This window comes from Paraconexibacter algicola, from assembly GCF_003044185.1.
In the GTDB taxonomy this organism is placed as follows: domain Bacteria; phylum Actinomycetota; class Thermoleophilia; order Solirubrobacterales; family Solirubrobacteraceae; genus Paraconexibacter; species Paraconexibacter algicola.
The window spans coordinates 1,774,869-1,799,815 of sequence record NZ_PYYB01000001.1; the positions used below are offsets into that span (position 1 = coordinate 1,774,869).

Consider the following 24,947-nt stretch of genomic DNA (forward strand, 5'->3'; position numbering starts at 1 on the left):
GGTCCGCGACCCCCATGCGCCTGCGCAACCTCCGCAGCCGACTCACGCTCGGGGTCCTGTCCGTCCTGACGGTGGTCTTCGTCATCGGCGGGATCGTCGTCGCCGGCGTCAGCGACCGCTCCGAGCGCAGCGGCGTCGACGACCGGCTGCGCCGGACCGCCGAGCTGTCCGACACGGCGGCGCTCGCGGCGATCGAGGAGGACTCCAGCGACCAGCAGGGCCGGGATCCGCGGCTGAACAACGTCCTGCGCGCGACCGGCAGCTCGCTGGAGGCGACGCTCGGCAGCACGCCGGTCTTCGAGGCGGGGGTGCCGTTCCCGACGCTGAGCGACGCGCCGCTGGGCTTCTCGACCCGCAAGATCGACGGGCGCAACGTGCGGATCTACGTGACGACGCTGCGCGTCGACTCGCTCGGCGGTCTGAGCCGGCTGCAGGCCACGACCAGCCTGCGGCAGGTCGAGCGCCGCCAGCGCGAGCTGCGCGAGCGGCTGCTGCTCACGGGGATCCTGATGCTCGTCGCCGCCGGGATCGGCACCTGGTTCGCGGCCGACGTCGTGCTGCGCCCGCTGCGGCGGCTGCGCCGTGCCACCCGCGACATCGCGGGCGAGGAGGACCTGTCGCGGCGCGTCCCCGAGCAGGACGGCACCGAGGAGCTGCGCGCGCTGGCCCGAGGCTTCAACGACATGCTCGAGCGGCTCGGGCGCTCCGCCGCCGAGCGCAACCGCGCGCTCGAGGCGACCCGCCGCTTCGCGGCCGACGCGGGCCACGAGCTGCGCACGCCGATGACCGCGATCCAGGCGACGCTCTCGACGATCGCCCGCCACCCCGACATGCCCGGCGAGACGCGCCAGTCGATCGCGCAGGACGCCCTGGCCGAGCAGCGGCGCCTGGTCGCGCTGCTCGACGGCCTGCAGGCGCTCGCCCGTGGCGACGCGAACCCGGTCGAGCACGCTCCCGTCGACCTCGCCGGACTGATCGCCGACGGCGTGCAGTCCGCGCGCGGCACCCACCTGGGCACGACGATCGAGCACGAGCCGCCGACCGAGCCCGTGGTCGTCGTCGGCTGGGAGCCGGGCATCCGGCTGATCCTCGACAACCTCGTGCGCAACGCCGTGCGGCACGGCCGTCCCGGCGGGACCGTCCGCGTCACGCTCGACGGCGGCGCCGCACCGCGGCTGCTCGTCGAGGACGACGGGCCCGGGATCGCGCCGGAGGACCGCGACCGGATCTTCGAGCCGTTCACGCGCGTGGGCGACGAGGTCGACCAGCGGCCCGGGTCCGGCCTCGGGCTCGCGCTCGTCGCCCAGCAGGTCGGCCATCACGACGCGACGATCGCGGTCGACGCGTCGCCCGCGCTCGGCGGGGCGCGCTTCGTCGTGACGTTCTAGAGCACCGGGTCCGCGAGCGCGGCCGTGAGCGCCTGCCGCGCTGCGACGATCGCGGGCGCGCTCGACCCCGGCAGCAGCGGGCCGCGGACCCGCGAGCGGGCGCGCGCGACCTGCCCCTCCTGCAGGTCGGCGAGGACCGCGGCGACATCGCTGTCGACGTGCTCCAGCCGGTACGGGCGGGTCGCGAGCCCGGCACCGAGGACGTCCCGCAGCCGGTGCATCTCGGCGCGGACCGTCACCTCGCGCGTGCGGTCGCCGTAGAGCATCTCGGCGAGGTCGGCGCTCGACAGGCCGTCCGGGTTGAGGGCCAGCAGCGCCACGATCTCGCCGTGGCGGCCCGAGAGCCGGTGCTCGCCGTCGGGGGCGCGCAGCGTCACGAACGGCTTCCCGAACACGGTCACCGCAACGCGGGAGCGGGCGGCGCGCGCGTCCTGCGGCGCGGTCAGGAGCAGGCCCTCCCCGAGGTCGTGGAGCGTGCCGGTGCTGCCGTCGGGCAGCACGATCCGGCCGGTGCCGCCCGCGACCTCGAAGCGCTGGTCGCGCCACGCGTCGTGGGTCGCGGCGAGCACCCGCCCGCTCGGGGCGAGCGCCGCCGCCGGACCGCCGTGGCGCGAGGCGTGCTCGGCGAACAGGCCGAGGATGCGCGTGTGGCGCTCGAGCATCTCGCTGCGCAGCCGCTCCTCCGCCAGCCGGGCGGCGGTCTGCACGAGCGCGAGGTTGTGCGGGTGCCCGGTCCGGTAGCTGCCGGTCACGTCGATCACGCCGAGGATCTCCCCGCTGTCCGGGTCGCGGATCGGGGCGCCCGAGCACTGGAACGCGTGCACGGCGCTGCGGAAGTGCTCGGCGCTGAAGATCTGCACCGGCCGGCCGGCGGCGAGCGCGGTGCCGACCGCGTTGGTGCCCGCGTGGTCCTCCGCCCACGAGTACCCTGGGCTGAACTGGATCGCCTCGGAGGCCCGCAGGACCTCCGGGTGGCCCTCGCTCCAGAGCAGCGTGCCGTCCGCGTCGGAGACGACGAGGATGTGCCGCGCGTCGTGCAGCAGTCCGGCGAGCACGCCGCGCAGGAGGTCGGCGGTCCGCGACAGCGGGTGCTCCTCCCAGCGGCTGCGCGCGTCGTCGGGCTCCACCATCAGCGGCGCCGCGGGCGCGTCGGGCGTCAGCCCGCTGGTGGTGCACCGCTCCCAGGAGTCGGCGACGACGTCGCGCACGATCGACGGCGCCCGGCCGCGCGCGAACGTGGCCTCGTGCGCACGGCGCAGGAGATCCGCCCACCGTCGGGGGTCCACTCCGGCCTGGAGGCTCGCGTCGGGATCGTGCACAGGAACTGACCTCCCGGTCAGCGTAGCGCTGCCGCGCCGTCGCCGGACGGGGATGCCACGTCGCTGCAACGTCGGCGCGACGGCCGCGCAACGGTCCCGCGGCCGGTTGCGCGGTCGTCGTGGCGGGAGGAACGTCGCGGTCACCAGCCCCGGCACGGTGCCGGGGCACCCGAGAGGAGAGATCCCCCATGGCCACGACCGCCCCCGCACCCGCCGGCGCCACCACCTTCCGTCCCGGCGGCCGCAAGCTCCTGATCGACGGCGAGTGGGTCGACGCTGCGTCCGGCCGGACCTTCGAGACCCACGACCCGGGCACCGGCGCGCTCCTGGCGACCGTCGCCGAGGGCGACCGCGAGGACATCGACCGTGCCGTCAGGGCGGCGCGCCGGGCGTTCGACAGCGGCCCCTGGTCGCGGCTGTCCCCGTCCGAGCGCGGGCGCATCGTCCACCGCGTCGGCGACCTGATCATGGAGCACGCCGAGGAGCTCGCCGAGCTCGAGTCGCTCGACAACGGCAAGCCCAAGTCGGTCGCGCTCGCCGCCGACGTGCCGCTCGCCGCCGACCTCTTCTGGTACATGGCGGGCTGGGCGACGAAGCTCAAGGGCGGCACGATCACGCCGTCCGTGCCGTACCTGCCGGACGCCGAGTTCCACGCCTACACGACGCGGGAGCCGATCGGCGTCGTCGGGCAGGTCATCCCCTGGAACTTCCCGCTGCTGATGGCCGCCTGGAAGCTCGGGCCGGCGCTCGCCACCGGCTGCACGATCGTCCTCAAGCCCGCCGAGCAGACGCCGCTCAGCGCGCTGCGGCTCGGCGAGCTGCTGCTCGAGGCGGGCGTGCCCGCGGGCGTCGTGAACATCGTCCCCGGCTTCGGGGAGACCGCGGGCGCCGCGCTCGCCGAGCACCCCGACGTCGACAAGATCGCGTTCACCGGCTCGACCGAGGTCGGGAAGATCATCGTGGGCGCGGCGCGCGGCAACCTCAAGCGCGTCTCGCTGGAGCTCGGCGGCAAGTCCCCGAACATCATCTTCAGCGACGCCGACGTGGATGCCGCGATCGCCGGTGCCGCGCAGGGGATCTTCTTCAACCAGGGCGAGGTCTGCTCCGCCGGCTCGCGCCTCTACGTCCAGGAGGACCAGTTCGACCGGGTCGTCGAGGGCCTGTCCGCCGCCGCCTCCGCGATCAAGGTCGGCCACGGCCTCGACCCGGAGACCGAGATGGGCCCGCTCGTCTCGCAGGAGCAGTTCGACCGCGTCACCGGCTACCTCTCCAAGGGCGAGCAGGAGGGCAACCGCGCAGTGACCGGCGGCAAGGCGATCGAGGGCGACGGCTACTTCGTCGAGCCGACCGTCCTCGTCGACGCGCGCCCCGACCACACGATCGTCCGCGAGGAGGTCTTCGGGCCCGTCATCGCCGCGATGCCGTTCAGCGACGTCGACGACCTCGCCCGCCAGGCCAACGACTCCCACTACGGTCTCGCCGCCGGCGTCTGGACCCGCGACATCAGCAAGGCGCACCAGCTCGCCGCGCGGATCAAGGCCGGCACCGTGCACGTCAACACGTACCACGTGTTCAGCGCCGAGCTGCCGTTCGGCGGCTACAAGCAGTCCGGCTGGGGACGCGAGATGGGCGAGGAGGTCCTCGGCGCGTACCTCGAGACGAAGAGCGTGATCGTCTCGCTGTAGGACGCCGCCACCTCGGGGGTCACCGCGCCCGGGACCGGGTACGGTGGCCCCATGGCGTCCGTGGAGGAGACGACGACGCGCACGGCCGGGGCCCGGGGCCTCGAGGCCCGTGCGGTGACCGTGACGGCGGGCGGCCAGACGATCCTGCGCGGCACCTCGATCACCGTCCCGGTCGGGAAGCTCGTCGCGCTGATCGGCCCGAGCGGGTCGGGCAAGTCGACGCTGCTGCGCGCGCTCGCGGGCGTGACCGTGCCGACCGCCGGGAGCGTCGACCTCGACGGGCACTCGATCCGGCTGCGGTCCACCGACGTCGGCTACGTCCCGTTCGGGACGCTGCTGCACCCCGAGCTCACCGTGCGGGAGGCCCTGCGCTACGCGGCCGAGCTGCGCCTCCCGGCGGGCACGACCGCCACCGAGCTCGACGAGCGCGTCGACGAGGTGCTCGCGCAGCTGCAGATGACCGACCGGGCCGACCACCGCGTCGCGACCCTCTCCGACGGGCAGAAGCGCCGCGCGTCCTGCGGCGCCGAGCTCGTCGGCCGGCCGCCCGTGCTGCTGCTGGACGAGCCCGCCACCGGTCTCGACGCGGTGCTCGAGGCGCGGATGATGCGGCTGCTGCGTCGCCTCGCCGACGAGGGCCGCGGCGTCCTCGTCGCCACGCACGCGACGTCCTCGCTGGGCCTCTGCGACCAGGTCGCCGTGATGGCCCCGGGCGGCGAGCTGCGGTTCGTCGGCACCCCGCAGGAGATGCTCACGCGGTTCGGCGTCTCGAGCTACGACGAGGTCTACGAGGCGCTCGACCTCGAGGGCGCCCCGGCGATGGAGGACGAGCCGTTCCCCGACGCGCTGCCCGGCCCGCCGCCCGCGATGGAGCGCAAGCCGTTCCCGCCGCTGGGCCGGCAGACGACGGCCCTCGCCGCCCGCTACGCCACCTGCACCTGGCGCGACCGCCGCTCGCTGGCGATCCTCGTCGGGCAGGCGCCGATCATCGGCCTGGGCATCGGCCTCGCGATGCCGCCGAACGTCTTCGACAACCCGACGCTCGGCCCGTACTACAAGGTCACGATGTGCTTCCTGCTGCTGGTCGGCGCGATCTGGCTGGGGATCATCACCGCCTGCCGCGAGATCGTGAAGGAGCGCGCGATCGTCGACCGCGAGGTGGCGGTCGGGGTGCGCTTCGACGCCTACCTGCTCGCGAAGTGCGCGGTGCTGTTCCCGATGGTCGCCGGGCAGGTGACGCTGCTGCTCGTCGCCGCGATGCTGCTGCAGCCGATCGCCGGCGGCCCCGCCGGGTTCGGGCAGTTGCTCGTCGTCTGCGTCGCCGCGGGCTGGGCGGCGGTGGCGATGGGCCTGTGGCTGTCGGCCGCCGTGCAGAAGCCCGACCAGGCGACGAGCTCGGTCCCGCTGCTGCTGATCCCGCAGCTGCTGTTCGCGGGCGCGGTGATCCCGTACGCGACGATGGTCGCGCCGGTGAAGGCGGTCGCGAACCTCATGATCTCCCGCTGGGCGCTGACCGGCATGGGCAACTCGGTCGGGCTCGACGGGTCGCTGTCCAACGACTTCGGCGCGGTCACCGGCTTCGAGCCGGACTTCTACGCCACCCCGATGGTCGTGACGGTCGGCATCCTCGTGGCGGGCACGCTGCTGATGCTGTCGGCCACGGGCATGACGCTCGACCGCCGGCTCTCGGCGGCGCGCTGACCGCGCCGCCGGGCCGGGACCGCCGTCAGGGCTCGATCAGCACCTTGATCGCCTCGCGCCCGTCCATCGCCGCGTAGCCCGCCGGGACGTCCTCGATGCCGATCGTGCGGTCGAAGACGCGCCCCGGCTGGATCGCCCCCGAGAGCACGTCGGGGAGCAGCTCCTCGACGTAGGCGCGGACCGGCGCCATGCCGCCGGCGACCGAGACGTTCTTGGCGAACATCAGCTGGGAGGCCGGGATGTCCCCGGACTGCGGGACGCCGACGCGGCCGACGGTGCCGCCCGCGCGGGTGACGCGGATCGCGGTCTGCAGCGAGTCGGCCATGCCGACGCACTCGAGCACCGCGTGGGCGCCGTCGCCGCCGGTGAGCTCGAGCACCTTGGCGGTGCCCGCGCGGCCACGCTCGGCGACGACGTCGGTGGCGCCGAGCTCGCGCGCGAGCGACGTGCGGACCTCGTGGCGTCCCATGATCACGATCTGCTCGGCCCCGAGCCGCTTGGCGGCGATGACGCCGCAGAGGCCGACCGCGCCGTCCCCGACGACGACGACCGTGGAGCCGGGGCGCACGCCGGCGGCGACGGCCGCGTGGTGCCCGGTGCCCATCACGTCGGAGAGCGTGAGCAGCGACGGCATCAGCGCGTCGTCCTCGCCGACCGGCAGGACGACGAGCGTGCCGTCGGCCTGCGGGACGCGGACCGCCTCGCCCTGGCCGCCGTCGACGTCGCCGACGCCCCAGAAGCCGCCGTTGCGGCACGAGGTGTGCAGGCCCTCGGCGCAGAAGTCGCAGCGGCCGTCGGAGTACACGAACGGCGCGAGGACGACGTCCCCCGGCTTCACCGTCGTCACCTCGGCGCCGACGTTCTCCACGACGCCGATGAACTCGTGGCCCATCCGCTGCCCGTCGGCGCCCGCGGGCTTGGACTTGTAGGGCCACAGGTCGCTGCCGCAGATGCAGGACCGGGTGACGCGCACGAGGGCGTCGGTCGGCAGGGAGATCGACGCGTCCGGCACGTCCTCGACGCGGACGTCGCCGGCGCCGTACAGCAGGGTGGCTCGCATGCTCGGGACCCTACCCGCGCGGTCCGTTCGCGGTTCGTGCTCGATTCCCCGGCCGCAACGTGGCACCATGCCCTGCGTGCCGTCCTACGTGCACGCGATGTTCGGCGCCGTCGGTCTCACGCTCGTCGTCGCGGTCCTCGCGCCCGCGCCCCGCATGCCCGTCAACCGGGCGGCGCGTGCCTGCCGTGTCCTGATGATCTCCGGCGGGCTGCTCTGGATCGCCGCGTTCACGATGCCGGCGTTCGACGTCTGGTACCCCGCGCTCGCGCTGCTCGGCGCGGCGATGGGGACGTGGTTCGGCATGTTCTGGCTCGCGCGACAGCCGTCGCTGTACGACCTGCCGCCGGAGCGCGCCGAGCACTCCGACGACGCCGACGACGACGACCAGGGCGGTGGTGGTGGCGGCGGGCGCGGTCCCGAGCCCGATCCGGGCCCCGAGCCCTCCGGTCCCGACGGGATCGACTGGGACGACTTCGACCGGCAGCGCCGGTCGTGGGAGTCCGACCGGGATCGCACCCCGGTCGGCACGCTCTAGGCGCCTGCCGCGCCCGACCCATGTGGGACGGCCGGCGGGCCGCCGGCCTGCGGGTGGCGTACGGCGGTGTCTACTGCCCGCGTATACGCTGTGTGTATACTCGGCATATGTCCATCGCCAAGACCTTCCTCGGGCTGCTCGAAGCGGGCCCGAGTCACGGCTACGACCTCAAGCGCTCCTACGACGAGCGGTTCGGGCACGACAAGCCGCTCGCCTACGGGCAGGTGTACGCCACGCTCGCCCGGCTGCTGAAGAACGGCCTCGTCGCCGTCGACGGCATCGAGCCCGGGGAAGGACCCGAGCGCAAGCGCTACGTCATCACGCAGGAGGGCGTCGCCGACATCGCCGCCTGGCTCGAGCAGCCCGAGCGGCCCGACCTCTACCTGCAGAGCACCCTGTACACGAAGGTCGTCCTCGCGATGCTCACCGGCCGCTCGGCCCGCGAGGTGCTCGACACCCAGCGCGCCGAGCACCTCGCGCTGATGCGCGCGCTCACCCGGCGCAAGCTCGACGGCGACCTCGCCGACCAGCTGATCTGCGACCACGCGATCTTCCACCTCGAAGCCGACCTGAAGTGGCTGGAGCTGACCGCCGACCGCCTTGACGACCTCGCGACGGAGGTCGCACGATGAGCCCGAGCACCGTGTCCCAGGACCCGACCACCACCGCGGCCGGCGGCCGCGCCCCCGGCCCGCTGCTTCGTGCCGGCGGCCTGCGCAAGCAGTTCGGGACCACCCTCGCCCTCGACGGCGCCGACTTCGAGATCGCCGCGGGCGAGGTCGTCGCCGTGATGGGCGCCTCCGGCTCCGGCAAGTCGACGCTGCTGCACTGCCTCGCCGGCATCGTGCCGCCCGACACGGGCACGATCAGCTACGACGGCTCCGACCTCGTCGCGCTCGGCGACGCCGGCCGCAGCGAGCTGCGCCGCACCGCGTTCGGCTTCGTGTTCCAGTTCGGCCAGCTCGTCCCCGAGCTGCGCTGCGTCGAGAACGTCGCGCTGCCGCTGCGCCTGCAGGGCGTCCGGCGCCGCACGGCCGAGCGGCAGGCGCGCGAGTGGATGGAGCGCCTCCAGGTCGCCGACGTCGCCGACCAGACCCCCGGGCAGGTCTCCGGCGGTCAGGGCCAGCGCGTCGCCGTGGCCCGCGCGCTCGTCACCGGCCCGCGGGTCGTCTTCGCCGACGAGCCCACCGGGGCGCTCGACTCGCTCAACGGCGAGCGGGTCATGCAGCTGCTCGTCGCCGCCGCGCGCGACAGCGGCGCCGCGGTCGTGCTCGTCACCCACGAGGCGCGCGTCGCCGCCTACGCGGACCGCGAGATCGTCGTCCGGGACGGGCGGACCGCATGACCGCCCTGCTCCTCGGCGTGCGCCTCGCCCTCGCGGGCGGGCGCCCCTCCGCCGTGCGCGCCGCCATGACCGCGGCAGGGGTCGCGCTCGGCGTCCTCGTCCTGCTCGTCGCCGCCTCGATCCCCACCATGGTCGACGGGCACGACGGCCGCGAGGCCGCCCGCGCCGTGACGCCGAGCCCCGGTCCGGCGACCGCGACCTCCACGCTCGTGACCGCCGCGGACACGACCTTCCGCGACGAGGACATCGGCGGCCTGCTCGTGCAGGCCGAGGGCGACCGTCCCGCCACGCCGCCCGGCGTGCGCCGGCTCCCCGGCCCCGGTGACCTCGTCGTGTCCCCGGCGCTGCGCGACCTCCTCGCCCGCCCGGACGCCGCGCTCCTGCGCGAGCGCCTGCGCGGCCGCATCGTCGGCACGATCGGCGACGCCGGGCTGACCGGCCCGGCTGAGCTGTTCTTCTACGCCGGGACCGACCGGCTCTCCGCCGCCGACGGCGACCGCGTCACCCGTTTCGGCGGTGGCGTCGCGCCCGACCCCCTGCCCGGGTTCCTCACCTTCCTGATCGCGGTCGCCGTCGTCGTCCTGCTGCTGCCGATCGGCGCGTTCATCGCGACCGCCGTGCGGTTCGGCGGCGAGGACCGCGACCGGCGCCTCGCCGCCCTGCGCCTGGTCGGCGCCGACCGCGCGATGGCCGCGCGGGTCGCCACGGGCGAGACGCTCGTCGGCGCCCTCGGCGGCCTGCTCGTCGGGGTCGGGCTGTTCGCGCTCGCCCGGCCGCTCGCCGGCGGGATCGAGCTGTTCGGGGTCAGCGTCTTCCCGGCCGACGTGCGGCCCGACGCCACCCTCGCGGCGCTCGTCGTCCTCGCCATCCCGCTCGCCGCGATCGTCTCCTCGCTGGCCGTGCTGCGCTCCGTCGTCATCGAGCCGCTCGGCGTCGTGCGGCGCAGCGCCACCGCACCGCGCCGCCTCGGCTGGCGCCTGCTGCCCGCGGTGATCGGCGCCTGGATGCTGTGGGGCATGCGCGGCGACCTGCTGCGCACCGACCAGGAGTTCGACGCCTACCGCGCCGGGGTCGCCGTGCTGCTCGTCCTCGTCGGGATGACCGCGGTGCTGCCCTGGGTCGTCGAGGCGAGCGTCCGCCGGCTCGGCGGTGGCGGCCTGCCGTGGCAGCTCGCCGTCCGCCGGATCCAGATGGACGGCGGCACCGCCGCGCGCGTCGTCAGCGGCGTCGCCGTCGCCGTCGCCGGGGCGATCGCGCTGCAGACGCTCTTCACCGCCGCCGAGCGCGTCTCCACGCTGCCCAACCCGCAGAGCAGCGCCCGCGCGAACGTCGCGATCTACCCCGTCTACCCCGGGGACGCCGCGATGCCGCAGCGGAGCGTCGCCGCGCTACGGGCGATCCCGGGGGTGCAGGAGGTCAGCAGCGTGCGGCTCGCCCCCGCCCAGCGGGTCGGGGCCGACGAAGGGGCCGAGATCATCGTCGGCGACTGCGACTCGCTACGCGCCTACGGACGCATCGGGCGCTGCCGGGACGGCGACACGTTCCTGACCGGGCGGACCGCCGCCGCACCGGCCCGCACGTTCGAGCTCGGTGGGGAGGGCGCCGCCCCGAGCCGCTGGCGGATCCCCGCCGGCGCCCGCCGCGTCGAGCCCGCTCCCGGCCCGACCGGCGGCGCGCTCACCGGCATCCTCGCGACGCCACGCGCGCTCGCCGGGATCCGCCTGCCGGGCGCGGAGGAGGAGGTCTACGCGACCGTCGCCCCCGGGGTCGGCGGCGACACGATCGAGCGGATGCGCAACGTCGTCGCCGACGGGGCGCTGCGCAGCGACGTGTTCCGCACCGACGACCCGATCGAGCTCGGTGCGTTCACGAGCGTGCGGCGCGCGATCTTCGCGGGCACCGCGCTCGTGCTGCTGCTGCTCGGCGCCAGCCTGCTCGTCGGTGGTCTCGAGCAGCTGCGCGAGCGGCGCCGGCCGCTGGCCGTGCTCGCCGCGTTCGGCACGCGGCGCCGGGTGCTCGCCTGGTCGGTGCTGCTGCAGGCCGCGGTGCCCGTCACGCTGGGTCTCGCCGTCGCGGTCGGCACCGGCATCGGGCTGGGCTGGATGCTGCTGCGCGTCGGCGGTGCCTCGTTCGTCATGGACTGGGGCGCGGTCGCCGGGATGACCGGGATCGGCGCGGCCGTCGTGCTGCTCGTCACCGCGCTGACGCTGCCTGCCCTGCTGCGCCTCACCGCGCCGTCCGGGCTGCGGACGGAGTAGTCCGGGTCAGTCGAGCTGGAGCAGCAGGTCGTCCAGGTGGTCGGCGAGCCCGACCTCCTGGGCGCCGCGGCCGACCGCCACGTCCGTCGAGGCGGCGTGCACGTGCCGGTCGGGTGGCCACAGCGCCGCGAGCAGCAGGTCGTGCGCGAGCCCGGCCGCGTCGGTCGCCGTGGCGGCCTGCAGCTCGACGATCCACACCGGCGTGCCGGTCGGGTCCTCGCGGACGTGCACCGCGGTCACGTCCCCGTGCGCGGCGACCTCGCGCGCCACGAGCTCCGGGTCCGCGCCGTGCGCGAGGTCCGGGTCGTGGACCGCGAAGTACCAGTCGTGCACGTCGTCGTCGGCGTCCGCCGCCCGCTCCTGCGCGAACCGCGCGTGCGCCGCGGCGACCGTCGAGCGGGCCTGCGCCGCCGCCTCGCCCCGGAACCGCGGGTACGCCGCGACGTCCTCCACGCCCGCGGTCAGCCGCCCGCCCACCTCGACGACGATCCGCGGGCAGCGCTCCGCCGCCCAGAGGATCGCGTCGTCGAGGTCGGCGAACTCGCCGGTGTCCTGCGCCCCGGTCGCGTGCACGCCCGCCACGCCCGCGGGCTCCAGGCTCCCGGCGAGCACGGGCGGTGACCCGATGCCGCGGGTGCGCAGGCGGATCCAGGCGGTCGCGGGCACCGGCGGTCCGTCCTACGAGGCCGCGGGCTCGGCGGTCGCGGGCGCGCGCTCGGGCGCCGGCACGAACGTGTACTCGGCCGGGTCGAGCACCGCGGTCCGCTGCGTGTACTCGCCCATGTACCCCGGCCAGTTCGTGACGATCCGGCCCGACTCGTTGCGGTACCAGGAGTCGCACTGCGTCCACGCCGTCCCCGCGAAGCGCGCCTGCAGCTCGCGGTCGGAGGCCGCCTCGACCTCCGGGCGGACCTCGATGGCGGCCGCGTCCGCGCGCCCGCGGACGTGCTGGAGCGCCTGCCGGATGTACGCGGCCTGCGCCTCCAGGTAGACGATGATCGAGCCGCCCGACGTGTTCGTGTTCGGCCCGTACATGAGGAACATCGACGGGAAGCCGGGCACCGTCACGCCCAGGTGGGCGTGCGGGCCGTCCGCCCACGCGTCGGTGAGCGCCACCCCGTCACGACCGGTGACGGTCATGGGGAGCATGAAGTCCGTGGTGCGGAAGCCGGTCCCGTAGATGATCACGTCGACCTCGCGCTCGAGGCCGTCGGCGGTGACGACGCCGCGCGGCGTGATCGCCGTGATCGCGTCGGTCACCAGCTCCACGTTCGGGCGCTGCAGCGCCGGCAGCCACTTCGAGCTGAACAGGACCCGCTTGCAGCCGAACGTGTAGTCCGGCCACGCCTTGCGCCGCACCTCCGCGTCGCGCAGCTGCCAGCGCATGAACGCGGTCGCGCGCAGCCGGCCGAGGCGGCCGAGCGTGCGCGGGTTGCGGATCATCGCGGTCAGCGACTCGCCGTAGTGGTAGATGAACCGGCGCCGGAAGGCCTGCAGGCCGGGGGTGTGCCGGATCAGCGCGCGGACGAGCGCCGGGTAGGGACGGTTGCGGCGCGGCATGAACCAGTTGCCCGACCGCTGGAAGACGTGCAGCCGCCCGACCTCCTTGGCGATCTCCGGCACGAACTGCACGGCGCTGGCGCCCGTGCCGACGACCGCGACGCGGCGTCCGGCGAGCGGCACGTCGTGGTTCCACTCCGCGGAGTGGAAGGCGTCGCCCTCGAACTGCTCGAGGCCGGGGATGCGCGGGTAGGCGAGGCGGTGCAGCTGGCCCGTCGCGATGACGACCGCGTCGGCCTCCCAGGTGCGACCGTCGGTCGCGGTGACGGTCCACTGGACGTTCGTGTCGCTCCACGTGCACGACGCGACCTCGACACCGGTCTCCGTGCGGCCGGTGACGCCGTGCTCGGCGGCGACGCCCTGGAGGTAGTCGAGGATCTGCGCCTGCGGGGAGCAGAGGTGCGACCAGTCGGTGCGGGTCGCGAACGAGTACGAGTACAGGTGGCTGGGCACGTCGCACGCCGCGCCCGGATAGGTGTTGTGGAACCACGTGCCTCCGACCTGCTCGCCGCGCTCCAGCAGCGTGATGTCGCGGAAGCCGTGCTGCTGCAGCTCGATCGCGCAGCCGATCCCGCCGAATCCGGCGCCGACGATGACGACCCTCGTCCCCGAACGTGACATGCGCGTCATCTTCGCAGAGGACGCGGCCCGGGCGAGGCGGCGGGGCCGCTAGCCTCCGGCACGATGCCGCCGGGCCCCGCGACCGCAGACCGCAGCGACGCCCTCGACGGCATCCGCGCGCTCGCCGCCCTGTCGGTCCTCGCCTTCCACGTCTGGCTCTACCGCGACGACCGGCCCCGCGGGTTCGCCGACCGCGACCTCCTGGACCGGGTCCTGTTCGAGGCCAACGCCGGGCTGATCGCGTTCTTCGTCCTGTCCGGCTACCTCCTGTACCGGGGGTTCGCGCGCGCCGCGGTGACCGGGGCGGCGCCCCCGTCGGTGCGCGGCTACGCGGTCCGCCGCGCGGCGCGCATCCTGCCCGCCTACTACGTGTGCGGCGCGGTCGTGTTCCTCCTCTACGCGACCGTCGGGCCGACGACGATCCAGCCCGAGCTGCACGAGCTGCCGCTGTTCGCGGTCTTCGCGCAGAACTACTCGCTCGACACGCTCATGCAGCTGAACCCCGTGCTGTGGACGCTGACGATCGAGATGGCGTTCTACGTCGCGCTGCCGCTGATCGCGCTCGCGGGCCTCGCGCTCGGCCCGCGACGCACCGCCTGGCACGCCGGAGTGCTGCTCGCGCTCGTCGGCGTGACGCTCGCCTGGTACTACGCGGACTACCGCGGCGACTGGGGCGAGATCCCGCGCAAGACGCTCCCCGCCTACATCGGGCACTTCGCGCTGGGCATGCTCGTCGCGCTGTGGCTCGAGCACCGGCGCGCGCGGCGCGACGGGGCGCGCCTCACCCCGGCGGTGACCGCGGGGCTCAGCGTCGTCGGCTGGCTGCTCGTGGTCGCCGAGGGCTACTGGCACGAGACCGAGCCCAGCGGCGGCCTCGCGCGGGCGCTGTTCTCGACGCTCATGGTCGCGCTCGGCTTCGCGCTCGTCGTCGCGGCCGCCGCCGGGGGGAGCGGCCCGTCGGTCGACTGGCTGCGCGCACGCTGGCTCGCCCGCACGGGCCTGATCTCCTACGGCCTGTACCTCTGGCACCTGCCGCTGCTGCTCGTGCTGCGCGACAACGGCCTGCTCCCCGAGGCGCTGTGGCCGCGCATGCTCGTGGTCCTCGCGGTGTCGCTGCTGGCGGCCGAGGCGACCTGGCGCTGGGTCGAGCGTCCCGCGATCGACTGGGCGGCGCGCCGACGCGCGGGACGGACCGGCTCCTTCACACGGTCGAAACAGGTCGCCGCCGAAATTTCCTAGAGTTGGCGGGAATGGCACTCCGCAGCCGCCGGGGCGCGCTCGCGCTCGTCGCCCTCGGTCTGGGGTGGGCGCTCGTCATGCAGTCGCTCGGCTGGGCCCAGACGTCGTACTACGCGTTCGTCAAGGCGCTCGGCGCCGGGACGACGAAGATCGACGCCTACCACTGGGAGACGCGCGACAAGTCGTACATCGACGGGCACTTCTACTCGGTGAAGGCGCCCGGGCTGCCGCTGCTCCTGACGCCGGTGAGCGAGGTCCTCGACGCCGCCGGCGGGCGTACCGTCGCCGCGGACGCCGCGAAGCGCGCGAAGGAGGGCGGCGCCGCGCAGTGGTCCTACCGGGCGCTGAACGTGCACGCCTACGGGTACGACCGCGCCAACGCGATCGCCACGAAGAGCCGCCTCGAGCGGCAGGCGCCGCTGGTCTGGGCGCTCGGCCTCGTCGGCACGGTGATCCCGGCGCTGCTGCTGCTCGTGCTCGTGCGACGACGCGTCGAACGGGTGGAGCCCGGGCTCGGGGCGCTCACCGCGGTGACGCTCGGCGGCGCGACGCTGATCATGCCGTTCGCCGTGAACCTCTTCGGCCACGTGCTCGCGACGCTGCTCGCGTTCGCCGCCTTCGCCCTGGCCTGGCACGAGCGCGACCGCCCGACACCGCGGCTCGTGCTCCTCGCCCTCGCGGGCCTCCTGTCCGGGCTCGCCGTCACGACCGAGTACCCGCTCGCCATCGCCGGGGCGATCGTCGGCCTGTACGCGATGCTGCGGCCCGACGCGATCACCGCCGGGCCGCGCGCGCTCGCCGCGCGCGCCGGCACCTACGCGACCGGCGTGATCCTCGGCGTGGTGCCGCTGTTCGTCTACAACCTCGTCGCGTTCGGCTCGATCACCACGCTCTCCTACAAGAACGCGGTCAACGAGCAGGGCACCACCGGGCACGAGACGCTCGGGCTCAACGACGGCGGCTTCTTCGGCATCGGCGTGCCCGCCCCGCGGCAGGCGCTCGACCTGCTGATCTCGCCGCGCGGCGTGCTCGTGCTCATCCCGATCGTCGTCATGGCCTGCGTCGGCACCTGGCTGCTGTACCGCCGCGGCCGCCGCGCCGAGGCGTCGGTCATCGGCGCGATCGCCGCCGCCTACTACCTCTACGACACCGGCTACTGGCTGCCGATGGGCGGCGGCTCGCCCGGCCCGCGGTTCCTCATCCCGATGCTGCCGTTCCTCGCCGTCGGGCTCGCGTGCGCGTGGCGCCGCTACCCGGGTCCGACGCTCGCGCTCGCCGTCCCGAGCGCGGTGACGATGGTCGTCGCCACGATCACGATGCCGCTCATCGGCCCCGGCGGGACCGCGACCTGGATGGACCGGCTGGAGATCGCGAACTTCCAGCACACGTTCCTCAGCGTGCTCGGCCTCGACAACGGCTGGGCCGCCATCGCGCCCGTGCTGCTGCTGTTCGCTGCCGCCGCCGTGCTCGCCGCGCGCTCCGCGCCGCGCTTGGCGCTGCTGCGCGGGCAGGCGCGGCCGGCGGCGCTGACGCTGCTGGCCTGGGGCGTCCTCGCCGGGCTCGTCGCGCCCGCCTACGGCGAGGAGGAGATCTCCGGGGCGATCGTCGGCCCGACCGGCAAGGTCATCCACACCGCCCACCAGTCGCTCGTCGTCGCCGCCGTGCTCGTCGCGGCGCTCGTCCTGCTGGTGACGATCCGCCGCTCAGCGGACGCGGTAGACGACGAGGTCCCCACGGACGCGGCGCTCGAGACCCAGGCCCGCGAGCGGACGCGCACGCCACGCCTGCCATGGCGTCCCCGCGAGCCGATCGGCGTGCAGCACCACCGACCGGACCCCGAGACGGCGTAGCGCCGCCACCGACCGGGCGTCCGGGAAGCCGTCCATCCGGGCCAGCAGCCGCGTCGTGCGCTGCGGCTGGATGCTGCTGCGCCCGTTGACCATCGGGGCGAACCCGTCGGTCGACCACAGCAGGTACTCGCGGTTGTCCTGCGCCCGGACCGGCAGCTGCAGCAGCGGCCCGGGCACGTCCGCCAGCCCGGCCGGCGCGGGCGGCGCGGTCGGGTGCGGGTAGGCGCGGCCGGGCCCGAAGCCCGCGCCCTCCGCGAGCACGACCGCGGTGAGCGCCAGCGCCAGCGCGGTCCGTGTCCGGGCGGCGGTGACGCGCGACAGCAGCGCCGCCGTCCCGCCCGCCGCGAGCAGCGCAAGCAGCAGCGACGTGAACGTGTTCATCCGCTGCGGCACGCGGATCCCGGAGAAGCCGGGCACCAGCTCGTAGAGCAGCCGGTAGGGGAGCAGCTGCCCGAGCCCGGAGGTCTCGAAGCCGAGCGACAGCACCGCGAAGAGCCCGGTGCCCGCGACGAGCGCGCGGCGCAGCCGCCGCGACCAGCCCGCCCACAGCGCGCCGAGGACCGCGAGCGCGACCGCCAGCAGGCCGGGGAACAGGGTCTGCTCGGCGACCGCGGGGAGGTCCTCGCGGGCGCCCGCGCCCGCCGGACCCCACAGCGGGTTCAGCGACGAGCTGATGAGGAACTGCTTCGGGCCGACGCTGTAGGTGGCGAGCGTCTCGGCGCTGCGCTGCGCCGCGGGCTCCCCGTCGCGCACCCGCAGGTACGGCCGCCCGATCACCGCGCTGACGACGAGCACGAGGGCGACCCCGAGCGCGGTCGCGCGCACGAGCGCCCGGCCGGGTCGCGGCCGGGCGTCCGGGGCGGTCCGCCACCAGGCGGCCGCGAGCACCGCCGCGCCGCCGGCGAGGACGACGAGGAACGGCAGCCCGAGGCTGAAGCCGATCGACACCTGCCACGCCACGGTCGCCCACCCCGCCACCACCATGCGCGGCCGGCGCGCGCGGTAGCCGCGCAGCAGCAGCATCAGGGCGAGCGGGATCCCACCGCTGGAGAGGATGTGCAGGTGCCCGCCCTGCTCCAGCCGCCACGGCGCGTAGGCGAAGACCGCGCCGGCGACCACCGCCCCCGCGACCGGGGCGCCGAGCTCCCGCGCCAGCAGGTACGCCCCGGCGAACGCGAGCGCGGTCGCGAGCAGGAACAGCAGCGCGTACCGCGTCAGGGCCGCCTCGACCCCGTCCCCGGGAACGGCGAGCGGCGCGTACCCGACGAGGGCGTCCGACAGGGCCAGCGTGTCCCGCACCGGCCAGAACTGGTTGCTCTGGAAGAACGCGCCCGGCTGCTCCACCAGCGCATGGCCGCCCCAGGCCAGCTGCCAGGCCTGCGAGAGCGGGTCGCCGAGGTCCTTCGGGACGTCGCTGCCGAGGTGCAGCACCAGCGGCCAGAACATCGCGACCGCCAGGAGCGCCGAGCCGACGGCGAGCACGACGAGCTCGCGGGGCGTCAGCCGCGGTGACGGCGGCAGCATCGGGGCGCGCATCCGCGCTGGAGGGTACGGGAGCGGCCCGGCGATCCGGGACTCGACCGTCGGTCGAGTGACCCGGTGCGGGCGCACAGCTATCGTCCGCCGCTCCTGTGAGCGTCCGCGTCGCCATCGAGCACCGCACGGTCTACCGCTTCGACCGTCCGGTCCGGCTCGGACCGCACGTCGTCCGGCTCCGTCCGGCGCCGCACTGCCGTACCCCGATCGACGGCTACGCGCTGACGGTCGGGCCCGACCCGCACCGCGTGGTCTGGCAGCAGGACCCGTTCGGCAACCACACCGCGCGGCTCGTGCACGCCGAGCCGGTGCGCGAGCTGTCGATCACCGTCGAGCTCGTCGCCGACCTCACGACGATCAACCCGTTCGACTTCTACCTCGACGAGGACGCCGCACGCTGGCCGTTCGCCTACCGCGAGCCGACCGCGACCGACCTCGGGCCGTTCCTCGTCCTCGAGCCGAGCCCCGCGCTCGACGCGTGGGTCGCGGCCTACGGGCGGCAGGAGCGCGGCACGATCGACCTGCTCGTCGACCTGACCGCCCGGATCGCGCAGGAGGTCCGCTACGAGACGCGCCTGGAGGAGGGCGTCCAGACCCCGGACGAGACGTTCGAGCGCGCCGCGGGCTCGTGCCGGGACAGCGCCTGGCTGCTCGTGCAGCTGCTGCGCCGTCTCGGGGTCGCGGCCCGCTTCGCCTCCGGGTACCTCGTGCAGCTCGCGGGCACCGACGGCGACGGGCCCGCACACGACAGCACCGACCTGCACGCCTGGGCCGAGGCGTACGTCCCGGGCGCCGGCTGGATCGGCCTGGACGCCACCTCCGGACTGCTCGCCGGCGAGGGCCACATCCCGCTCTGCTGCACCTCCACCCCCGCGGCGGCCGCCCCGGTCAGCGGCACCAGCGAGGCCGCCGGCACGCTGACCTTCGCCAACGCGGTCCGGCGGCTCGAGGAGGACCCGGACGTCACCGCGCCGTACACCCCCGAGCAGTGGGAGCGCATCGACCGCCTCGGCCACGAGGTCGACGCGCGCCTGGAGGCGGGCGGGGTCGCGCTGACGATGGGCGGCGAGCCGACGTTCGTCGCGGTCGACGACCCCGACGCCCCCGAGTGGAACATCGCCGCGCTCGGCCCGACGAAGCACGGGCGCGCGATCGAGCTCACCCACCGGCTCGCCGACGCCTTCGCCCCGGGGGCGCTCCTGCGCTACGGCCAGGGCAAGTGGTACCCGAGCGACCCGCTGCCGCGCTGGGAGATCGGCGTGCACTGGCGGCACGACGGCGTGCCGGTCTGGCGCGACCGGTCGCTGCAGGCCGACCCGACCACCGAGGGCTCCGCGACCGCCCAGGACGCCGAGGACTTCGTCCGCGGCCTGCTGCCGTGGCTGGGCCTGCCCGTCGAGGCCGCCTACCCCGCCTACGAGGACACGATCGACGAGCTGTGGCGGGAGGCCCGCCTGCCCGGCGGCGACCCGCCGGAGCTCGACGCCCCGGACCCGACCGACCTGCGGCTCGCCGCGTCGGTGGCGCGCGCCGCGTTCATCGAGCAGCTCGACAAGCGCACCGGCGACCCGGTCGGCTGGGCGGTCCCGCTGCACCGGGCGCCGGGCGACGAGGAGTGGTCGACGGGCCGCTGGGCGCTGCGCCGCGGACGGCTGTTCCTCACCCCGGGCGACTCGCCGATCGGCCTGCGGCTGCCGCTCGACGCCCTGACCTGGCGGCCGCCGGAGTTCGTGCCCGAGCCGTCCGTGTTCGCCGAGGTCGCGCCGCTGCCCGTCCCCGCCGACGCGGTCCCGGGCGAGCCCGGGTCGGCGCCGCCGACGGTCGCCGCCGGAGCGCCCACCGACACCGCCGCGCCCGCGGCCGCCGACGCGCGGCTCGTCGAACCGCCTCCGATCACGACGCTCACCGCCCAGGTCCGCGCCAGCGGGCACCTGCACGTGTTCCTCCCGCCGCTCACCGCGCTCGAGCACGCGCTCGAGCTCCTGCGCGCGATCGAGGACACCGCCGCCGGGATCGGGGTGCCCGTCGTCATCGAGGGCTACGCGCCCCCGTCGGACCGGCGTGCCGGCCGCTTCGTCGTCACGCCCGACCCCGGCGTCATCGAGGTCAACATCCACCCCAGCGCGAGCTGGCCCGAGCTGTGCGAGCGCTCCCGCACGATCGTCGACGCCGCCCGCGAGACCGGGCTCGCCGCCGAGAAGTTCGCGCTCGACGGCACCCACACCGGGACGGGCGGCGGCAGCCACCTCACCGTCGGCGGCGCCACGCCCGCGGAGAGCCCGTTCCTGCGCCGTCCCGACCTGCTGCGCAGCCTCATCACCTACTGGCAGATCCACCCGTCGCTCTCCTACGTGTTCTCCGGCCGGTTCGTCGGCCCCACGAGCCAGGCGCCGCGCATCGACGAGGCCCGCCACGAGGCGCTCTACGAGCTGGAGATCGCGTTCGCGGAGCTCGAGCGGCTCGGCGAGCAGGCGCGCGAGAACGGCTGGGAGACCCCCGCCTGGCAGGTCGACCGGCTGCTGCGCAACATCCTCACCGACCTGACGGGCAACACGCACCGCGCCGAGTTCTGCATCGACAAGCTCCACAACCCCGCGCTCGAGAGCGGCCGCATCGGCGTGCTGGAGCTCCGCGGCTTCGAGATGCCGCCGCACGTCGACATGGGCCTCGTGCAGGCGCTGCTCGTCCGGACGCTGATCGCGCGGTTCGCGGAGACCCCATTCACCGCGCCGCTGCGCCGCTGGGGCACCGAGCTGCACGACCGCTTCCTGCTGCCCTGGTGGGCCGCGGAGGACCTGCGCGCCGTCGCCGCCGACCTGCGCGACAGCGGCTACGCCTTCGACGACGACTGGCTCGACCCGTTCCTGCACTTCCGCTTCCCGCGCCTGGGCGAGGTCACGCTCGACGGCACCCGGATCGAGCTGCGCCGCGCGATCGAGCCGTGGAACGTGCTCGGGGAGGAGGCGACCACCAGCGGCACCGCCCGGATGGTCGACTCCTCGCTCGAGCGGCTGCAGGTCCGCGTCGACCACCTCGATCCCGACCGTCACCTCGTCACCTGCAACGGGCACGCGCTGCCGCTGCACCCGACCGCCGTGCCCGGCGTGCAGGTCGCCGGGGTGCGCTACCGGGCGTGGAGCCTGTGGTCGGCGCTGCACCCGACGATCGGCGTGCACGCCCCGCTGGAGCTCGAGCTCGTCGACCGGCGCACGCGCCGCTCCCTGGGCGGCTGCGCCTACCACGTGACCGAGCCCGACGGGCGCGCCTACGGCGGCGTGCCCCGTGGCGCGAAGGAGGCGGAGGCGCGCCGGGCGTCCCGCTTCGTGCCCGGTGGGCGCCCCGGGACGATCGTCGACGCGCTCGACCCCGACTGGGACGCCGACTACCCTCGGACGCTCGATCTCCGCCGGAAGCCCGTCCGGCCGCGCTCCTGACCCCTCGTGAACCCGCCCACGGCCACCACCGACGCGCCGTACCGGCCCCTGGACGGGTGCTACGACGAGATGGTCGACGCGCGGGGCGAGACGCGCGAGCACTGGACGCCGCTGGCCGAGGCGCTGCGCGGCCTCGGGACCGCGGCGCTGCTGGACCGGCGCGCCGAGGCCGCCCGGCTGCTCGACCAGGACGGCGTCGTCTACCACGCCTACGAGGACCAGCGCTCCGACGCGTGGCTGCTCGACCCGCTGCCCACCGTCCTGACCAGCCGCGAGTGGCTGCTGCTCGAGGCGGGCCTGATCGAGCGCGCCGAGCTGCTCAACCTCGTGCTCGAGGACCTCTACGGCGCGCGGGACCTGCTGCGCCGCGGCATCGTGCCGCCCGAGGTCGTGTACGGCCACGACGGCTTCCTGCGCGCCTGCGACGGCATCCGCCTGCCCGGCACCCAGCAGCTCTTCTCCTACGCCGCCGACCTCGGCCGTGACGCGAGCGGCGCCTGGGTCGTCGTCAGCGACCGCGCGCAGGCCCCGTCCGGCTTCGGGTACGCGCTGGAGAACCGGCTCGTCGTCTCGCGCGTGCTGCCGTCCCTGTACCGCGACGCGCACGTCCACCGCCTCGCCCCGTTCTTCCGTCAGCTGCGCACCGCGCTGCAGGAGGCCGCCCCGCCCGGCGTCGACGACCCGCGGATCGTGGTGCTCTCCCCGGGCCCGTGGAACGAGACCGCGTTCGAGCACGGCATCCTCGCCTCGACGCTCGGCTACCCGCTCGTCGAGGGCGCCGACCTCACCGTGCGACGCGACGGCGTGTGGATGCGCTCGCTCGGGCGGCTCGAGCCCGTGCACGTCATCCTGCGCCGCGTCGACGGCGACTCCTGCGACCCGCTGGAGCTGCGCGCCGACTCGCTGCTCGGCGTGCCCGGGCTGGTCGAGGCCAGCCGCCGCGGCGTCGTCAGCGTCGTCAACACGCTCGGATCCAGCGCCCTGGAGAACCCGGCGCTGCTCGCGTACCTGCCGCGCATCAGCCGCCACCTGCTCGGACGCGAGCTGCGCCTGCCGACCGTGCCGAGCTGGTGGTGCGGGGACGAGGACGGGCGCGCGGAGGTGCTCGCGCGCCTCGACGAGCTCGTCGTCCGGCCACTCTCGCGCGGCGCCGGCAGCGCCACCGTCTTCGGCTGGGAGCTCAGCAACCACGAGCTCGAGGAGCTGCGCGCCCGCATCGAGGCACGCCCCGGGGCGTGGGTCGGGCAGGAGCGCGTCATCACCTCGAGCACGCCGACGCTCACCGACGACGGGCTCGTCGCGCGCCGCAGCCTGCTGCGGTCCTTCGCCGTCGCGCGCAACGACTCCTACGCGGTGATGCCCGGGGGGCTCACCCGCGTCGCGCCCGACGACGGCGACGGGCGCATCAGCAACCAGGCGGGCGCGATCTCCAAGGACACCTGGGTCCTGGCCAGCGAGCCCGAGCACCTCACCGGCTTCTGGCTGCAGACCGGGCCGGTCGTCGAGGGCATCGACCCGATGGCGCAGGTGCCCTCGCGCGTCGCCGAGAACCTCTTCTGGCTCGGCCGCTACGCCGAGCGTGCCGAGTCCGTCACGCGGCTGCTGCGCGTCATCGACGACCGGCGCACCGAGTTCGAGGGCAGCGACAACCCCGCCGGGGTGGAGGCGCTGCGCACGCTGCTGCAGGCGGTCACGCGGGTGACCGCGACCGAGCCCGGGTTCCTCGGCGACGGCGCGTCCCAGCGGCTGGCGAGCCCCGGGACGGAGCTGCGCGACCTCGTGATCGACGAGCGCCGACCGGGCACGGTCGGCCACGCGATCCGCGGCATGCTCGGGGCCGCGTACGCGGTGCGCGACCAGCTCTCGACCGACACGTTCCTCGTCGTCGGCACGCTCGACCGCACGATCGGCGGCATCTCCGGGGCGGCGCGCGCCGCGACCGTGCAGGCCGCGCTGGGCAAGGTCATGCAGTCGGTGCTCGCGTTCTCCGGCCTCGCGCAGGAGAGCATGGTCCGCGACCTCGGCTGGCGCTTCATGGACGCCGGACGACGGCTCGAGCGCGCCCTGCAGCTGCTCGCGCTGCTGCGCGCCACCGTCACGACGGACCGCGGCACCGCGGCCGACAGCCTCGTGCTCGAGAGCGTGCTGGCGGCCGGCGAGTCGCTCATCACCTACCGTCGCCGCTACCGCTCGCAGGCGCAGCTCGCGACGCTGCTCGACCTGCTGCTGCTCGACGACGGCAACCCCCGCTCGCTGGCCCACCAGCTCGCCCGGGCGGCGGAGGACCTCGCCGAGCTGCCCGCGGGCAGCGGCCGCCTGCGCGAGGACCAGCGCCGCGTGCTCGAGGCGTCGACCGCGCTGCAGCTCGCCGACGTCGGCGGTCTCGCGCTGTCCGGGGCCGACGGCGATCGGCCGGCGCTGTCCGCGTTCCTGGACGAGCAGCTGCGGCTGCTCGAGGAGGCGGCGCTCGCCCTGGAGCGCGACCACTTCGTCCACCGGCTGCCGCAGAGGACGCTGTCGTGAGCACCCGCTACCGCGTGGTCCACCGCACGCAGTACACGTACGCGTCCGTCGTCAACCCGAGCTACTCGCAGCTGCACCTGCTGCCACGCGACGTGCCCGGACAGCGCTGCGTCTCGAGCGAGGTCGTCGTGTCCCCGCGGCCGGAGGACTACCGCGAGCACGTCGACTTCTTCGGCAACCGCGTCGGGTACGTCGCGATCCACCGGCCGCACAAGACGCTCACCGTCACGGCCACGAGCGTCGTCGAGGTCGACGACCGGCCCGCCGGCCTGCCGCTGCTCGGCCGCCGGCCGTGGGAGGAGGTCCCCGCCGCGCTGCGCGAGACCGACCCGCTGTGGGCCGCCCACTACACGCTCGACTCGCCGCTGGTGGCCGCGTCCGAGGCGGCCCGCGCGTACGCGGAGCCGTCCTTCCCGCCGGGCCGTGACATGGCGGAGGCGGCCACCGACCTGTGCGCGCGCATCCACCGCGACTTCACCTTCGACGCGAAGGCGACGACCGTCGCCACCCCGCTGGAGGAGGTGCTGCGCGACCGGCGCGGCGTCTGCCAGGACTTCGCGCACGTCGGCATCGCGTGCGTGCGCGCGATGGGCCTGCCCGCCCGCTACGTGTCCGGCTACCTGGAGACCGACCCGCCGCCCGGCAAGCCGAAGCTCGTCGGCGCCGACGTGTCGCACGCGTGGTTCAGCGTCCTGCTGCCCGAGGTCGGCTGGCTCGACCTCGACCCCACGAACGACCAGGTCGTCGGGTCCCGCTACGTCGTCACCGCGTACGGGCGCGACTACCAGGACCTGCCCCCGGTGAGCGGCGTGATCTTCACCGAGGGCCGGACGAAGAAGCTCGAGGTCACGGTCGACGTGACCGCCCTCTGACGGTCACGTCGACGCCCGCCC

General features: G+C 75.1%; 16 protein-coding genes. 12 read left to right on the top strand and 4 right to left on the bottom strand.

Going from position 1 to position 24,947, the window contains the following annotated elements; genetic code table 11:
- Nucleotides 1–14: 14 nt before the first annotated feature.
- Nucleotides 15–1,388: a sensor histidine kinase gene (locus C7Y72_RS08460; protein WP_107568321.1), complete on the top strand. Its 1,374-nt coding sequence runs from the start codon at nucleotides 15–17 to the stop codon at nucleotides 1,386–1,388.
- Here the strand turns inward: C7Y72_RS08460 and C7Y72_RS08465 are convergent.
- Nucleotides 1,385–2,674, bottom strand: a complete 1,290-nt coding sequence (locus tag C7Y72_RS08465; protein WP_107568322.1) for a helix-turn-helix domain-containing protein — start codon at nucleotides 2,672–2,674, stop codon at nucleotides 1,385–1,387. The two genes, C7Y72_RS08460 and C7Y72_RS08465, sit on opposite strands and share 4 nt — an antisense overlap.
- 221 nt (nucleotides 2,675–2,895) lie before the next feature.
- On the opposite strand from C7Y72_RS08465, the gene C7Y72_RS08470 reads away from it, so the two are divergent.
- A complete protein-coding gene (locus C7Y72_RS08470) occupies nucleotides 2,896–4,392 on the top strand; it encodes an aldehyde dehydrogenase family protein (RefSeq protein WP_107568323.1) in 1,497 nt (498 codons plus the stop codon).
- A 51-nt stretch (nucleotides 4,393–4,443) separates the two neighbouring features.
- Complete coding sequence (locus C7Y72_RS08475; RefSeq protein ID WP_107568324.1) at nucleotides 4,444–6,093, top strand: ABC transporter ATP-binding protein/permease; 1,650 nt, start codon at nucleotides 4,444–4,446, stop codon at nucleotides 6,091–6,093.
- A gap of 25 nt (nucleotides 6,094–6,118) precedes the next feature.
- Here C7Y72_RS08475 and C7Y72_RS08480 read toward each other — a convergent pair whose 3' ends face one another.
- Nucleotides 6,119–7,153: a zinc-binding dehydrogenase gene (locus C7Y72_RS08480; protein ID WP_107568325.1), complete on the bottom strand. Its 1,035-nt coding sequence runs from the start codon at nucleotides 7,151–7,153 to the stop codon at nucleotides 6,119–6,121.
- 76 nt (nucleotides 7,154–7,229) lie between these two features.
- Between C7Y72_RS08480 and C7Y72_RS08485 the strand changes: the two genes are divergently transcribed.
- From C7Y72_RS08485 to C7Y72_RS08500, 4 genes are all read left to right on the top strand, one after another.
- Nucleotides 7,230–7,688: a sulfite exporter TauE/SafE family protein gene (locus C7Y72_RS08485; protein ID WP_107568326.1), complete on the top strand. Its 459-nt coding sequence runs from the start codon at nucleotides 7,230–7,232 to the stop codon at nucleotides 7,686–7,688.
- A gap of 107 nt (nucleotides 7,689–7,795) precedes the next feature.
- Nucleotides 7,796–8,320 (top strand): PadR family transcriptional regulator, encoded by a 525-nt coding sequence (locus C7Y72_RS08490; RefSeq protein WP_107568327.1) that lies wholly within the window; start codon nucleotides 7,796–7,798, stop codon nucleotides 8,318–8,320.
- Nucleotides 8,317–9,033 carry an ABC transporter ATP-binding protein gene (locus C7Y72_RS08495; RefSeq protein ID WP_107568328.1) on the top strand — a complete coding sequence of 239 codons (717 nt, stop codon included), beginning with the start codon at nucleotides 8,317–8,319 and terminating at the stop codon, nucleotides 9,031–9,033. The genes C7Y72_RS08490 and C7Y72_RS08495 overlap by 4 nt, the downstream gene beginning before the upstream one ends.
- A complete protein-coding gene (locus C7Y72_RS08500) occupies nucleotides 9,030–11,291 on the top strand; it encodes an ABC transporter permease (protein WP_107568329.1) in 2,262 nt (753 codons plus the stop codon). Before C7Y72_RS08495 ends, C7Y72_RS08500 begins: the two co-directional genes overlap by 4 nt.
- Before the next feature lie 6 nt (nucleotides 11,292–11,297).
- Here C7Y72_RS08500 and C7Y72_RS08505 read toward each other — a convergent pair whose 3' ends face one another.
- On the bottom strand, nucleotides 11,298–11,957 hold the full coding sequence (locus C7Y72_RS08505; protein ID WP_107568330.1) for a hypothetical protein: 660 nt from the start codon (nucleotides 11,955–11,957) through the stop codon (nucleotides 11,298–11,300).
- 12 nt (nucleotides 11,958–11,969) lie between these two features.
- Nucleotides 11,970–13,472: a flavin-containing monooxygenase gene (locus C7Y72_RS08510; protein WP_107568331.1), complete on the bottom strand. Its 1,503-nt coding sequence runs from the start codon at nucleotides 13,470–13,472 to the stop codon at nucleotides 11,970–11,972.
- Nucleotides 13,473–13,535: 63 nt separating this feature from the next.
- Between C7Y72_RS08510 and C7Y72_RS08515 the strand changes: the two genes are divergently transcribed.
- The 5 genes from C7Y72_RS08515 to C7Y72_RS08550 all read left to right on the top strand — a co-directional run bounded on the left by C7Y72_RS08515 (nucleotide 13,536) and on the right by C7Y72_RS08550 (nucleotide 24,926).
- Nucleotides 13,536–14,711 (top strand): acyltransferase family protein, encoded by a 1,176-nt coding sequence (locus C7Y72_RS08515; RefSeq protein ID WP_107568332.1) that lies wholly within the window; start codon nucleotides 13,536–13,538, stop codon nucleotides 14,709–14,711.
- Nucleotides 14,712–14,722: 11 nt separating this feature from the next.
- Entirely contained in the window at nucleotides 14,723–16,561 is a 1,839-nt protein-coding gene (locus tag C7Y72_RS08520; RefSeq protein ID WP_107568333.1) for a hypothetical protein, read from the top strand.
- A gap of 1,631 nt (nucleotides 16,562–18,192) precedes the next feature.
- Nucleotides 18,193–21,531 (top strand): transglutaminase family protein, encoded by a 3,339-nt coding sequence (locus C7Y72_RS08540; protein WP_107568337.1) that lies wholly within the window; start codon nucleotides 18,193–18,195, stop codon nucleotides 21,529–21,531.
- A gap of 6 nt (nucleotides 21,532–21,537) precedes the next feature.
- The gene (locus C7Y72_RS08545) at nucleotides 21,538–24,054 is read left to right on the top strand and encodes a circularly permuted type 2 ATP-grasp protein (protein ID WP_107568338.1); all 2,517 of its coding nucleotides are present in this window, start codon (nucleotides 21,538–21,540) and stop codon (nucleotides 24,052–24,054) included.
- Nucleotides 24,051–24,926: a transglutaminase family protein gene (locus C7Y72_RS08550; protein ID WP_107568339.1), complete on the top strand. Its 876-nt coding sequence runs from the start codon at nucleotides 24,051–24,053 to the stop codon at nucleotides 24,924–24,926. The genes C7Y72_RS08545 and C7Y72_RS08550 overlap by 4 nt, the downstream gene beginning before the upstream one ends.
- The last annotated feature ends 21 nt before the right edge of the window (nucleotides 24,927–24,947 follow it).

Excerpts from the sequence above, each read along its gene's own strand:
- C7Y72_RS08515 (WP_107568332.1), top strand. The coding sequence starts at position 13,536 with ATGCCGCCGGGCCCCGCGACCGCAGACCGCAGCGACGCCCTCGACGGC.
- C7Y72_RS08520 (WP_107568333.1), top strand. The coding sequence starts at position 14,723 with ATGGCACTCCGCAGCCGCCGGGGCGCGCTCGCGCTCGTCGCCCTCGGT.
- C7Y72_RS08510 (WP_107568331.1), bottom strand. The coding sequence starts at position 13,472 with ATGTCACGTTCGGGGACGAGGGTCGTCATCGTCGGCGCCGGATTCGGC.
- C7Y72_RS08490 (WP_107568327.1), top strand. The coding sequence starts at position 7,796 with ATGTCCATCGCCAAGACCTTCCTCGGGCTGCTCGAAGCGGGCCCGAGT.
- C7Y72_RS08480 (WP_107568325.1), bottom strand. The coding sequence starts at position 7,153 with ATGCGAGCCACCCTGCTGTACGGCGCCGGCGACGTCCGCGTCGAGGAC.
- C7Y72_RS08495 (WP_107568328.1), top strand. The coding sequence starts at position 8,317 with ATGAGCCCGAGCACCGTGTCCCAGGACCCGACCACCACCGCGGCCGGC.
- C7Y72_RS08470 (WP_107568323.1), top strand. The coding sequence starts at position 2,896 with ATGGCCACGACCGCCCCCGCACCCGCCGGCGCCACCACCTTCCGTCCC.
- C7Y72_RS08460 (WP_107568321.1), top strand. The coding sequence starts at position 15 with ATGCGCCTGCGCAACCTCCGCAGCCGACTCACGCTCGGGGTCCTGTCC.
- C7Y72_RS08500 (WP_107568329.1), top strand. The coding sequence starts at position 9,030 with ATGACCGCCCTGCTCCTCGGCGTGCGCCTCGCCCTCGCGGGCGGGCGC.
- C7Y72_RS08475 (WP_107568324.1), top strand. The coding sequence starts at position 4,444 with ATGGCGTCCGTGGAGGAGACGACGACGCGCACGGCCGGGGCCCGGGGC.